The organism is Dyadobacter sp. CY323 (assembly GCF_021390245.1).
Taxonomy (GTDB): domain Bacteria; phylum Bacteroidota; class Bacteroidia; order Cytophagales; family Spirosomataceae; genus Dyadobacter.
In genome coordinates this window covers 13,304-26,440 of the sequence record NZ_JAJUXH010000031.1, presented here as the reverse complement: position 1 = coordinate 26,440, position 13,137 = coordinate 13,304, and the positions used below count along the sequence as shown (strand labels likewise).

At 42.8% G+C, this 13,137-nt stretch carries 14 protein-coding genes; 10 read left to right on the top strand and 4 right to left on the bottom strand.

All coding sequences use genetic code 11. The annotated features are described in order from the left end of the window. The first annotated feature begins 161 nt into the window (after window positions 1-161). From LZG72_RS27235 to LZG72_RS27225, 3 genes are all read left to right on the top strand, one after another. Window positions 162-680 carry a hypothetical protein gene (locus LZG72_RS27235; protein ID WP_233878313.1) on the top strand — a complete coding sequence of 173 codons (519 nt, stop codon included), beginning with the start codon at window positions 162-164 and terminating at the stop codon, window positions 678-680. A 6-nt stretch (window positions 681-686) separates the two neighbouring features. Next, the gene (locus LZG72_RS27230; RefSeq protein WP_233878312.1) at window positions 687-1,952 is read left to right on the top strand and encodes an S-adenosylmethionine:tRNA ribosyltransferase-isomerase; all 1,266 of its coding nucleotides are present in this window, start codon (window positions 687-689) and stop codon (window positions 1,950-1,952) included. 62 nt (window positions 1,953-2,014) lie between these two features. Beyond that, a complete protein-coding gene (locus tag LZG72_RS27225; RefSeq protein ID WP_233878311.1) occupies window positions 2,015-2,608 on the top strand; it encodes a Uma2 family endonuclease in 594 nt (197 codons plus the stop codon). Here LZG72_RS27225 and LZG72_RS27220 read toward each other — a convergent pair whose 3' ends face one another. Continuing rightward, window positions 2,609-4,327, bottom strand: coding sequence for a discoidin domain-containing protein (locus tag LZG72_RS27220; RefSeq protein ID WP_233878348.1), 1,719 nt, complete (start codon window positions 4,325-4,327; stop codon window positions 2,609-2,611). It lies immediately after the preceding gene. A gap of 197 nt (window positions 4,328-4,524) precedes the next feature. Here LZG72_RS27220 and tyrS point away from each other — a divergent pair, with 197 nt between their 5' ends. The 4 genes from tyrS to LZG72_RS27200 all read left to right on the top strand — a co-directional run bounded on the left by tyrS (window position 4,525) and on the right by LZG72_RS27200 (window position 7,117). After that, window positions 4,525-5,826: a tyrosine--tRNA ligase gene (tyrS, locus tag LZG72_RS27215; RefSeq protein WP_233878310.1), complete on the top strand. Its 1,302-nt coding sequence runs from the start codon at window positions 4,525-4,527 to the stop codon at window positions 5,824-5,826. Between the two features lie 98 nt (window positions 5,827-5,924). Then, window positions 5,925-6,167, top strand: a complete 243-nt coding sequence (locus LZG72_RS27210) for a hypothetical protein (protein WP_233878309.1) — start codon at window positions 5,925-5,927, stop codon at window positions 6,165-6,167. Between the two features lie 387 nt (window positions 6,168-6,554). Continuing rightward, window positions 6,555-6,767, top strand: coding sequence for a hypothetical protein (locus LZG72_RS27205; protein WP_233878308.1), 213 nt, complete (start codon window positions 6,555-6,557; stop codon window positions 6,765-6,767). A gap of 197 nt (window positions 6,768-6,964) precedes the next feature. Then, complete coding sequence (locus LZG72_RS27200) at window positions 6,965-7,117, top strand: hypothetical protein (RefSeq protein WP_233878307.1); 153 nt, start codon at window positions 6,965-6,967, stop codon at window positions 7,115-7,117. A 59-nt stretch (window positions 7,118-7,176) separates the two neighbouring features. Here LZG72_RS27200 and LZG72_RS27195 read toward each other — a convergent pair whose 3' ends face one another. Then, a complete protein-coding gene (locus LZG72_RS27195) occupies window positions 7,177-7,992 on the bottom strand; it encodes a metallophosphoesterase (protein ID WP_233878306.1) in 816 nt (271 codons plus the stop codon). 121 nt (window positions 7,993-8,113) lie between these two features. Here LZG72_RS27195 and LZG72_RS27190 point away from each other — a divergent pair, with 121 nt between their 5' ends. Continuing rightward, window positions 8,114-8,569 (top strand): regulatory protein RecX, encoded by a 456-nt coding sequence (locus tag LZG72_RS27190; RefSeq protein ID WP_233878305.1) that lies wholly within the window; start codon window positions 8,114-8,116, stop codon window positions 8,567-8,569. A 60-nt stretch (window positions 8,570-8,629) separates the two neighbouring features. Here LZG72_RS27190 and LZG72_RS27185 read toward each other — a convergent pair whose 3' ends face one another. Continuing rightward, window positions 8,630-9,625 (bottom strand): ribonucleoside-diphosphate reductase small subunit, encoded by a 996-nt coding sequence (locus tag LZG72_RS27185; RefSeq protein ID WP_233878304.1) that lies wholly within the window; start codon window positions 9,623-9,625, stop codon window positions 8,630-8,632. 140 nt (window positions 9,626-9,765) lie between these two features. On the opposite strand from LZG72_RS27185, the gene LZG72_RS27180 reads away from it, so the two are divergent. Then, window positions 9,766-10,719, top strand: coding sequence for a glycosyltransferase family 2 protein (locus LZG72_RS27180; RefSeq protein WP_310590575.1), 954 nt, complete (start codon window positions 9,766-9,768; stop codon window positions 10,717-10,719). Window positions 10,720-10,769: 50 nt separating this feature from the next. After that, window positions 10,770-12,188 carry a hypothetical protein gene (locus LZG72_RS27175; protein ID WP_233878303.1) on the top strand — a complete coding sequence of 473 codons (1,419 nt, stop codon included), beginning with the start codon at window positions 10,770-10,772 and terminating at the stop codon, window positions 12,186-12,188. Window positions 12,189-12,191: 3 nt separating this feature from the next. Here the strand turns inward: LZG72_RS27175 and corA are convergent, their stop codons facing one another. Then, window positions 12,192-13,136 carry a magnesium/cobalt transporter CorA gene (gene corA / locus LZG72_RS27170; protein WP_233878302.1) on the bottom strand — a complete coding sequence of 315 codons (945 nt, stop codon included), beginning with the start codon at window positions 13,134-13,136 and terminating at the stop codon, window positions 12,192-12,194. Window position 13,137: the final 1 nt, after the last annotated feature.

Here is a 13,137-nt window from a genome sequence, read left to right as displayed (position 1 = left end):
ATCCCAACCAAATTCAATCATTTACTAACTAGTGTGTGGTGTAAAAGGCAATGTCTGTTGCCAAAGTTAACCATTATCAATTAGGTTTTAGAAACTCCCCAACCTAATTTTGCGGCCTGATTTACTATGGCGAAATAAAACCTTTTTGAGGTTACGAATTCATGAAAATTACAACATTTGCGATAAAAGTTTGGCGGTGGATGTCGGTACTGTTTGTCATTGGGGCATTGCTGTGGACCTATTCTCTTTTTCCGGAAATGGTTGCGGTCGATTTCTCCAGCACAGGTCTTGCTGAGCTTTATGTCGATAAAGAGCATATTTTTTACATTATTATGGCTCTTTTTCTCCTCAATAATGTCATCATTGCGGCTTTTGCGCGGCACATTCCGAAAGTCGATCCCAATCATCTTCCGATCCTGAACAAAAAAATCTGGGCACAGCACCGGGAACAGTTAAATGAGCATCTGGTAAACTGGCTTTATTGTCTGGTAGCGGTTATTAATACCATCATCGGATTTAGTTTGTTCGCATTAGCGACCATCAACAGTACGAATTACAAGATGGATGTTTTTGACTTTTCCTGGGTTTATTACGCTGGTCTAGGCCTGATTATTCTGGTATTTTTACTCCCGCTCCGGCTTCTCTGGTCGCCCGTTCCTGACGAACATTTACAAGATTGATAGCGGATGCAGGCAAATAACGGACTTGAAGAAATCGATGGAGACTGGCTGCAAAAGGCAGAATTCATTGATCTGGCAGATTACTTTTACGATTTGCCGGACGATCGGATCGCGCATTATCCATTGGCAGAACGCGACTCGTCGAAGTTGCTGATCTATAAAAATGGGACGATAACTCATCAGCATTTCTCCGATTTACCTTCAAATCTTCCCTCGGAAACGCTGCTTGTTTTCAACGATACCAAGGTCATTCCTGCCAGGGCATATTTTAGAAAACAAACTGGCGCGGTGATCGAACTGCTGCTACTTCATCCCGAGCTTCCTACCCGGATCATCAATGACGCGATGCTTGTGAGACAGCAATGTGTCTGGGAATGCATGATCGGAAATAAGAAACGCTGGAAACTAAAAGACATTCTGAACGCTGAAATACAGATAAATGGCGAGCCGGTTGCATTGCAGGCAGCCTATGTCGATTATGATCGTAATCATGTTCAGTTGAGCTGGACGGGCGATTTTACATTTCTTGAAATTGTAAAGGGCTTAGGTCAAATTCCATTACCACCTTACCTGAACCGCGATACGGAGGAACAAGATTCTCAAACGTATCAAACCGTATATGCCCACCACGACGGCGCCGTCGCAGCTCCGACTGCCGGATTACATTTCACGGAAAAGGTATTTGAAAAATTAGAGGTAAGGAATATCAAAAGGGCGTTTCTAACACTTCACGTAGGCGCTGGTACCTTTTTGCCAATCAAAGTCACTTCGGTGACGGAGCATCGGATGCATTCCGAGCAAATTGTTTTTTCAAGAAAGTCGATAGGCGAACTGATCCATTCTTCCGGGATGATCGTTCCCGTGGGCACAACTTCTTTGCGCTCTCTCGAAAGTTTATACTGGTTCGGTGTGAAACTTTTAAGAAAAGAAACGACTGATTTTCAGATTGAAAAACTGTATCCGTATCCGTTGCTGGGCACTGAACTTCCATCTGCCGCCCAATCATTAAATGCGATCGCAGATTTTATGGATGATCAAAAAATAGATCAGCTGACCGGAGAAACCGAGATCTTCATTTTTCCCGGCTATAAATTTCAGCTTTGCAAAGCGCTCATTACCAATTACCACCAGCCCGGCTCCACGCTCATTCTGCTTGTCGCTGCATTTGTGGGAAAAGATTGGAGGAAGATTTATTCAGAGGCATTTGAAAAAGAATACCGGTTTTTGAGTTATGGGGATAGTTCCTTAATTTGGCTTAATACCGAAGGATAATCGGATTGTGATTTTAAAGGGCGATCGGGTAATTTGCCACCTTCACCTAACGCTCTATACACATGGGACAAGCACAAATGGCAAAAACGAAATACACCGTATCCGAATACCTCGAAATGGAGGCGAAAAGCGAAATCCGTCATGAATATTATGACGGTGAAATCTTCGCTATGGCCGGTACTACGATGAATCATAACCGGATTGTCGGACGTTTGCGAAATCTTTTCGAAAGAAAGTTTTTGCCGGCTGGCTGTGACGTTTTTGCAGAAAATATCAAGGTTGAAGCAATCAAAAACTTCTATTACCCCTATCCAGATGTTATTGTAACCTGCTCACCAGAAGATCGTGCAGGGACATATATTGTTAAAAGACCATCCATTTTAGTGGAGGTTTTATCAAAATCCTCAGCTACTTACGATCGGGGTTTCAAACTCAGAAGATATAAGCAAATAGATTCACTTGACTATTACATGCTGGTTTCACAAAACGAACACTATGTAGAATTGTACATTCGTACAGATCAACCTGAAATCTGGACTTACCAGACATTTGATAATGAAAGGGATGTGATACATTTTGAAAAGCTTGATCTGGAAATTCCTTTGTCTGCCATTTACGAAAACATTGTCTTCATTCCAGATGAAGAGACCGTCTGATTACTTGACCGCAACAACCTCACTCACTGCGGAAACGCCATTTTCGTTAAAAGCCTCAATCGCAAAGTAATAAGGCACGCCCACATTTAATGCGCGCAGTTCAAATGTATTTGGATCATCGTTCCAGAACTGGTAGGTCTGATAAAGTTTGTCCGGCGCAATGCCCCAAAGTACGTTGTATCCAATCACATCCGGTACTTTTTCCCAGGTTAAATCTGCATTTCGAGCATCTTTTTGCCGAACTGCATTAAAAGTTTTAGGTTTCTCAGGCACCTTTCCAAACCCATTTCCAAACACACGAAATTCGCTGATCGCTAAGATCGTTGAAGCTACATGAATGTGCTCATATCGTACGTAACGCGCTTTAATGGGTTTCGGTAGCTCGATGTACGCACACGGTCTGTCCCGTTTTGGCTCAGCCGACAGGTCGCTCGCCAATTCCCAGTTTTTACCATCTTTCGATGTTAATATTTTGAATTGGGTATAAACCTTTTCCGGCTTATTATCAAAAATGTCCGATTTATAGTCCGTATAATTGATTTGGATGGCTTTTACTTCTTGCTCGGTTTGAAGGTCGATTGTCAGAGTTTCACCAGGCTTGTTCTGTTTTGCAGCCCAAAAAGTTCTTGGGTTTTCATCGGTGATTTTACTTGCTGCGTTGGAATCCAATGTAGATGAGGCAGTTGCAGGTTTTTTATAGGATAAAAGCATCCAGCCTGTAAATAATTCATCTCCTTTTCCACTCCACGTTTTCGTTGTCATTTTATGTGGAAAATCGCCAAACCGGGTATTTGAGAACATCTGTCCGTCTTTGTCAAATCCGGCCGGATACATTACAATCCGACGCTCCATTGCCCAATTGAGACCGATCCAGGTCGTTCCGGTATTCCAGTAATTTCCGTAATTGTCCTGAAACGTATTGCCATGCCCGGCGCCGGTTGCAAAACCGCCCGGCTTGTAAGAAACCGGATTATATGGCGCATAAGTAAATGGCCCGAGCGGCGCATTTCCGACATACGTACCATTGGCATACACATTGTATTCCGTCCCGGGCGCGCCATACTGAAGGTAATATTTGCCTTTATGTTTCGTCATCCAGGCACCTTCCGTGAATGGTTTGAATGGATCTGAATGGTTTGGGCCGAAACGTTCCCAGCCATGTTCATATTGGTTTAACCAAAACATAGCCTGATACTGACCTTTAAATGCAAGCTTTTTGGAATAATCAAGCTCCGATCCGAAGATGGGGTAGACATTCGAGGAGCCCCAGTACATATACCATTTGTCTGTGTCCGGATCATGAAAAAGCGCCGGGTCCCACGGGCCGATGTCTTTCGGTAACCTGGGCGTCCACCGGTTATAAAACTCCCAAATGCCTTTTTCAGGAGCAACGGAATACAGAATGGGACGGGACTCGAATGTGGATTGAAAGAGAAACAGTGTGTCGCGAACGGAAACAGCCGCAGGTGCGCACATGTCTTCGAAAGGCCAGCGGTTGGCAGTCAGGTACTTCCAATGGATCATGTCTTTGGAGTGCCAGTATCCGCCGGAAATAGTCACAAAAAGGAAGTATTCGTTTTTATGATTAATAATCACCGGATCGGCCCCGGAACGGTAGCTGATCTGTTCATTGAGCTGCTCAAAATTGTATTTGTAATCAATGTCCATCGGATTACAATAGGTCGTTTGCCCGTAAACTTCTCCGATACAAAGTAACATGCAGCTAATGCAGGCTGTAAAATACTTTCCGGCCGCTTTTATGATAATTTGATCCATGAAAATCTGTTAATCATGCTAAAATAGGCAGATTTGGAATAATAAGTCCGGCCGATTCTCAAATCCTCCACGGTTTGCAAAGTTTTAAAAACGATTACGTTTACCTTTGCGCTTCGATTTCAAAACAAGTAAAGAATAAAATGACCACTGATTTTATTGAAGAGCTGAAATGGCGTGGAATGCTGCATGATATGATGCCAGGCACCCACGAGCAGCTGAATAAAGAAATGACTTCCGGCTACATTGGTTTCGATCCGACGGCGTCTTCTCTGCACATCGGTAACCTTGCCACGATCATGCTACTGGTACATTTCCAACGCGCTGGCCATAAGCCTTTTGCATTGGTGGGTGGCGCCACGGGAATGATCGGCGATCCGTCATTTAAAGCATCTGAACGATCGTTTCTGGATGAAGATACGCTGCGGTTTAATCAGGAAGGAATACGGAAACAGCTCGAACAATTTCTCGATTTCGATTGTGGTGCCAACTCTGCGGAAATGGTTAATAACTATGATTGGTTTAAAGATATTGGCTTTTTACAGTTTCTGAGAGACGCCGGTAAGTTTCTGAGTGTCAATTATATGATGTCCAAAGACTCGGTGAAAAAGCGTCTTGAGACAGGCATTTCATTTACCGAATTTTCATACCAGCTTTTGCAGGGCTACGATTTTTATCATTTATATAAAAACAAAAATGTCCGGCTGCAAATGGGCGGTTCGGATCAATGGGGCAACATTACGACTGGTACCGAAATTATCCGGCGGAAAGAAGGCGATGAAGAAGGTTATTTCAAAGCATATGCATTAACTACACCGCTTTTGACAAAATCCGATGGTTCGAAATTCGGTAAAAGTGAGGGAGGTAATATCTGGCTGGATGCTGAAAAAACATCACCTTATGAATTTTACCAGTTTTGGTTAAATCAAAGTGACGAAGATCTGCCTAGATACCTGCGCGTTTTCTCATTGAAAAGCCGTGAAGACATTGAAGCATTAGAGACCAGCCACGCTGCCGGGCCGCATTTACGAATTATGCAAAAAGCATTGGCTGCCGAGCTGACTTCCCGCATACATTCTGAGAAAGCATATCAGTTGGTTTTAAAAGCATCGGAAGTATTGTTCGGAAAAGCGACTTTGGAAACGCTGCAAAGCATTGCCGAAGACGAATTTGATACCATTTTTAATGGTGTGCCGCAAACAGAGATTACATTGGCCGAATGGAATGAAACAACGAATATTCTGGACTTGATTTCGACAGTAACACGCTCTGAAATATACTCCTCAAAAGGTGAGGCGCGTCGCGCGATCCAGCAGAATGCGGTTAGTGTGAATAAAGTAAAAGTCGCTTCTGCCGAGCAAGCTTTGGCAGAATTCAGCTTGTTACAAAATCGCTTTTTGCTGATTTCCAAAGGGAAGAAGAATCATCTGATTAAGGTGATTTGATTGGATTCCGCGAGACAGACTTGCCAAGTCTTCAAGACTTTGGAAGTCTTACGTTCCGCAGTTGATCTGTTATATTAGGGAAATTGAATATCAAGACTATGAGCAAGATCATCAAAACGTCCAAATTCGAAGATCTTCCCGGATACGATAAAGAATATTGGCGGTCAAAAACGCCGGAGGAACGATTGGAAGCTGCTTTGAAATTAATCCGTTCAGCGAAAGAGATATATAATGCAAACCCGGAGAATAAGCCACTAGGCTATGGAACCAGAGTATATAAATCTGATAAGCCTATTCAACGAGGAAAAGGATTACAGTTGGGTAATATCGATGAGGTGTGACGCAAGAGTCCAAGTTCTTTGAGTTTAAAAATATACACACATTATGACAAAGTCTTTTAAATCCATTGAAGACGCATTCGCCTGGTTCTTAGAGCACATTTACAAGAAATAGCCGGCCGAAGAAAAGAAAGGCGAATTAGTGAGTGCATGGCGAAGCTTCACCTACAAGCAAGGGATATCACAGAAAAGAATGATATCGATTATGGAGAGATATGAGTTTGAGGTGAATGTTTCTGTAATTTACAAGAAGGGAAGTAATTGAGTAAATTTGTATGGCAAATGAATGAAGTTTAAAGCTCATGGCTTTGGCAACACTGCCTTTTTTATAGTTTTGAAAATAAATCCGACATTTCTTATCGGATTTTCCTACAAATTGATACTTTTGAAATGAAGAAGTTTGCATCCGTTACGGAAGCGTTCAAATGGTGGTTAACAGAAATTTATCCTGATCTTCCTCCGGACATGAAGAAGGGAAGATTGACTACCGCGTGGAGAGATTTCACCTACAATCAAGGTATTTCAGAAAAGAGAATGAAAAGCATTCTAGAAGATTTTGGGAGAGTTGAAGTCAGGACAGAAGTTCTATTTTTTCTAGACTAAATTTTTTTGCACATAATTTATCGGATTTTCCTACAAATTTTATTTCAAACTATAAACACTACCACAATGAATGCACAAGCCAGTTTCCAAAAAGATTACAATTCGACTGTAAAAATCGAGGCTGATTTATTAATAAATCAGTTCGAGGTTGTCAAAGGGTTTTTCAGACGGACTCCAGCCGCGAAATAATAGAATCAATGAACCTGATGATCGAAAGTTTTTTGTTTGACGAATGTCTGGAAAATGTCACTCTGGAAATGCGGATACATATCGCTAACCACCTCAAAGTGGTAACGTTACTAGCTAAACTGAATGAAAACTATAAGAAGATTTCCAGTTTGCGGGCGTAGGATATAAAAACGTAAGGCTTCCCAAGTCTTAAAGACTTGGGAAGCCTTCTTCTCCTCGCTCAGCTTTTCCCCGAAAAGGTATTCAAAATCGGTGCGGCCGTAGGGTTATATTGGTAGGATTGCCAGGTATGATCTTCGTAAATTTCAACAATGCGGTAGCCTTTGTAGGCAGTTCCCCAGTTTCCGCCGAAATGGCCGTCGAAAAAGTAAGGTTTCTTGCCGTAGATTTTAGTGCTATCCTGATCGTGGTCGTGGCCGTTGAAAATTGCTTTTACATTCGGCGTTTTTTCAAATAGCTCAATCACTTCCTTACATTCAATCCCATTCACTGTCCATTTGGCCGGAGTGATGTGAAGGAATACAAAAATGCCTTTCTTTTCGCTGTATTTGGCGATTTCGGTTTTCAGCCAAGCCGCATTCGGGCACACATATTCCCCTTTTTCATTGGAGGTATCACCTATGATAAATGCGTATTCACCTTTCGCGAAACTGTGATTGGTGGGATAGCCCCAGGTGCTTTCCCAGACATCCAAACCCACTTTATCATGATTCCCGCGACTTACATAAAACGGTACGCTCAGGTTTGAAATCGTTTTTTTGAAGTCGTAAAGTAAGGTAGGCTCGTCATGAATGAGGTCGCCATTGAAAAACAGAAAATCAACTCCTTTTTGTAACTTTTCACGGTTAACCCAGCCAATTAAGTCCGAATGGAATGTCTTGAAGTCTGTATTTGGCTGGCCATAATGCCCGTCGGAGGCGACTATAAAGCGCAGTGAAATCCGGGCTGGGGCATGAGGAGATTCGATTTTGTCCAGCAGACTGATTCCAGGTAATGCAGGCAAAAGTTTTAGAAAAGACCTTCTTTGGAAATTCATCGCAGTCAGGTTTTGTGATGGGGTTAGGGGTGTTTTTATAATTTCAAAAATAGGTATTCGTCACTGATATTTTCTTTATTCTTGCGCGTTGTTAAGAATATTTAATGTAAAATTTCATTTCATGGACCGCCTGATCCTGCAAAAAATCGCTTCATATTGTGCCTATCAGGAACGGACCCAGGATGAAGTAAAACAGCGTCTGCAAAAATGGAAAGTGTGGGGAGATGAGGCTGATGAACTCATTGCGGAGCTGATTTCCATGAATTACCTCAGTGAAGAACGTTTCGCGAAAACCTATGCCGGTGGAAAGTTCCGGATCAAAAACTGGGGACGGATGAAGATCAGGAACGAGCTGAAACGACGCGGGCTGAGTAATTACAGCATTGAGAAGGGAATGAATGAAATTGAGGATAAAGCGTATGTTGAAGGATTGAGAACGCTTTTAGAAAAAAAGAAAGTTTTGCTGGAAAAAACGGAAAATGATCCGTTTAAACTTAAACAAAAACTCGCAAGGTTTGCTTTGGGGAAAGGGTATGAGAGTGAATTGATTTGGAAGGAGTTGGGGGCCGGAGATTAGACTTACCAGGTTTTCAAAACCTGGTAAGTCTTCGCCAAAACCTGGCAAGTCTTCGCCGTTTTAAAAATCGGAATCGAACGAAATTTTATGCCCCGAATCTTTATCTTTCACGCCGCTCATAACACCCGCTTTCTGGTATTCTCCGACACGTTTTTCAAAAAAGTTTGTTTTTCCTGGAAGTGAAATCAACTCCATAAAGTCGAATGGGTTAGCTGATCCGAATTGCTTTTCGCAGCCTAATCTTTCCAGCCAGAAATCGGCAATGTATTCGATGTATTGTTTCATCAATTCGGCATTCATTCCGATCAGGGAAACCGGCAGAGCCTCGGTGATGAATTCTTTTTCAATTTCAACAGCGTCAAGCATAATTTCGATTACTCTTGCAGGATCAAGCTGATTGACGATATGGCGCGTATAAAGCAAGCAGGCAAATTCGCAATGCAAGCCTTCGTCCCTGGAAATCAACTCATTAGAAAAAGAAAGTCCCGGCATTAAACCGCGTTTTTTCAACCAGAATATGGAACAGAAAGAACCCGAGAAGAAAATCCCCTCCACAGCTGCGAATGCAATGATGCGTTCCGCAAAAACCGGACTGTTAATCCATTTCAACGCCCATTCTGCCTTTTTACCAACACATGGAACGGTTTCAATGGCACGAAGTAAATGGTCTTTTTCAGAAGGATCTTTAATGTACGTGTCGATCAGGAGCGAGTAAGTTTCCGAATGGATATTTTCCATTGCGATTTGGAAGCCGTAAAAGCATTTCGCTTCTGCATATTGTACTTCGCTCAGAAAGTTAACCGCCAGGTTTTCATTCACTATACCATCGGACGCAGCGAAAAAAGCGAGTACGTGAGAAATAAAATGCCTCTCACCATCCGACAAGTTCTCCCAATCCTTCATATCCTGCGACAAATCAATCTCCTCAGCAGTCCAGAATGAAGCCTCGTGCCGTTTGTACATTTCCCATATATCGGAATGTTTGATCGGAAATAAAACAAACCGCAACGGGTCTTCGGTCAGCAGGGGTTCCTGGCGCGTAATTGCTTGTGACATAATTGGTTTAATGATTTACGGGGATCAGTTTTAGATAACGTTATGTAATTCTGAGAGGAAAACTCAGAATTGAAGGAAAACAAATCTACACGGTTTGAGCCGAAAATTCAAGGAGAATTCTTAGAGCGAATCGCTTAACTTTGCCACATTCAAATGAGTCATCTGCCCGAAAACGGTGGGTAACAGACTACTATAATTTCCAGCGTACCTTGAAAATTTCCGGATTCACAATCATCAGAAACGCCGTTGTTAACGACTATCCCATCGTTGAGGCGATCACGTCTATATTGCCGGTCGTGGATGAAATGCTGGTGAGTGTGGGGTATAGCGACGATGCAACATTGGAACTCATCCGGTCTATCAAGTCCGACAAGATCAGGATCGTGGAGTCGGAATGGGATATGTCTTTGCGAGCTGGCGGGAAAGTACTTGCAGTGGAAACGGACAAAGCGTTGAAGCAAATATCCGCCGATTCCGACTGGGCATTTTACATTCAGGGTGATGAGGTGGTACATGAAAAATACCATGGCGCTATTCTCGATTCCTGCAACCAATATGTAAATGAAATGCAGGTGGAAGGCCTGGTTTTCGACTACGTGCATTTTTACGGGACTTATGATTACGTAGGTGACAGCCGCAAATGGTACCGCCGAGAAATCCGTATTATCAGAAATGAGAAAATGCCGACAGGAGAGCCCATTTCGGCATTTCGTGACGCTCAGGGTTTTCGTAAAGGCCGTACCAAGCTGAATGTCAAGCATTCGGGCGCGGCCGTTTATCATTATGGCTGGGTAAAAAGTCCGGCGCAAATGAAAACGAAAATGAAAAATGTCAGCCGGTTCTGGAACGAGGATAAAGAGTGGGAAAAGATCATGAAATCGGAAGATGTGTTTGATTATGGTGAATTCGACTCCATTAAACGGTTTGAGGAGACACATCCAAAAGTGATGCACGAGCGGATTGCCCGGCAAAACTGGAAAGTAGATCTTGATATTACCAAAAAGAAGTTCCGGTTAAAAGATGCATTGTTATATTGGTTTGAAAAAAAGACCGGAAAACGGCTGTTCGAATTTCGGAATTACCGCTTTATCTAGCTCAAAGCTGTCCTGGCCATAATTTCAATGATGAAATATACATTTGCTCAATGCTGAATATATCCGGAGGGAAACTCTTTGCCATCGTTTCGTTCTTTGCCGCACTCACCTTACTGAGCTATTTCAACCGATACCCGACCGGCGATGATGCCTGGTTTGGCGAGCAATCGTATTGGCTGGCGAAGGAAGGAGTGATCCGATCGGAGTTTTTTCGGGGATTATTAGGCTGGGAAAAGCAAATCCTGCTGAGCCACAAGCTTTTCCTACTTTTCGGTTCAATGATGATCCGATTTTTTGGATTTCATTTACCGGTATTACAATTCACGGGACTTATTTTCTTCTGCATTTTCCTTTTTGAGCTGTTTTTTTATATCAATCAAAAAGAAAAGAGCCTGAATACCTGGTATTTGCCGGCGATCCTCATTTTGGTTTTTGCTAACCGGCTACTAATCAAAATGAGTTTTGAGAACCGGCCGGAAATGATGCTGGCCGCATTTGGGTTCGGGTCGTTTTTATTGATTCAAACAGATCGAAAAACGGTATTAAAGACGATCTTGGCGGGAATTTTAGCGGGGGTGGCTTTTTTGTGTCACTTAAATGGCGTGATATTCCTAATCGCAGGCTTCGTCGCGTTACTTTACAACCGTAACTATAAATACACCGTTGTTTTCGCAATCGCGGGCGGACTCACGGCCCTACTTTATTGGATCGATGTTTTGCAGGCTTTAAATGGATTCGAGATCTGGCGTTACCAGTTCAGTAATGATCCCGCAACGCAGGATGCATTTGGGGTTTATTCAAAATTTATACAGCTCATTACCTATCCACGGCTATTTTTCCATTCTCCGGAGCAGATTTCACTGTCGCTTTTACTGGCTTTCATGGTCTGGCATCAGAGAAAGTTTTGGTCACAGCTCCCGCTCACGTTGCGCGTATACTCTTTGGCATTATTGATCTCTTTCTGGCTGATCACCAAAGCAAATGGGGCACTTTATCTGATACTCTTTATCCCATTTATGCTGATTTTGGTTTACGAGCTTTACAAACTTCACCCATTTCAAAATATTGCATTAAAAGTGATTCTGGCTGCTTATTTGATAATCGGGGCATTCGGAATGGGACAAATTATCCACCGGAATTTCACCATGGAATCACTGCCGGTTTCGTACGAAAAACTGAGGCCCAGAATCGCTGATGACGCATGTGGATTTGTGCCGCTCACCTTCTTTTTTAATGAGTATGAGGCGTACCCCAGGCTTCTGACCCACGAAAACTACAAGCTGCAATCAAAGAAAAAAGGAATGACGACTGTTAAAATGGCGCATTGGGCCAATAAAAACGGCGTTGATTTCATTGTAATGGACTACAAGTTCAGGCCGGAACCTTACTATCCCGAAGCTGGTACCAGGTCCATTCCGTATTACAAGCTGTCGTTTTTCGACGGACGGTTTGCGATCTACAACAGGTGAAAATCAGATCCATTTTTTTCGTCTGAAAAACCAAAGTACAATCGCTGAGGAAAACACCATCAGAAACAGAGAAATCCAGAATCCCCAGGGTTCATTCGTAGACGGGATATGTGCGTAATTCATACCAAAAATCCCTGCAATGAGCGTCGGCGGCATGAAAATGATCGTTACGACCGTGAAAATCTTGATCACCTGACTTTGCTCAATGTTGATCAAACCCATGAACGTGTTCTGCAGATATTCCAGCCTCTCAAAATTGAAGGTGGTATATTCAAGCAGTGAGCTGATATCTTTCAAAATGATCCTTAAATGCTCTTTTCGATCTTCCGGAAAGTACTGACTTCTCAGAATCCCTGAAAGTACGCGCTGCTTATCAATACTGGTTTCTCGAAGCATCATGGTAATTTCCTGCAAGCCACTGATCCGGATCAGCACTTCCTGACGCGCTTTTTGTTCGTGCGTCAGATCCTTACTGATCGCCGAAATGTCCCGGGAAATGCCTTCGAGCGAATCCGCGTCGGCCTCTATCCTGGTTTCAAGCAAAAGCAGCATAAAATCAACCCCATCCTGCACACTTTCGGTGCTTACCTTCATCTTTTTTACCGTATCAGCAAACGTTTTCGAGTCGCCGCGACGATAGGTAAAAAGTACATTTTTATATAAAATGAAAGAAACGGGATAGGTTTCGTAGCCATCCCGATCGATTTTCAGGAAGTTGGAGTTTGCATTAATGGTTTCGTTTTGTTCAAAAAAACGGGAACTGCTTTCGATCTCCACGATCTCCTGAGGCGTTTGAAAACTGATATTGCATTTGTTTTCAACCCATTCTTCTTCCTCGGAACTGGGAGATTGCAAATCCACCCAAACCAGGTTTTTCACCTTGCCCAGTTCACGAATATCATTCTCCCGCTTAATCAGCCGGCCTTCTTTGTAAAAAATGCGTACCATG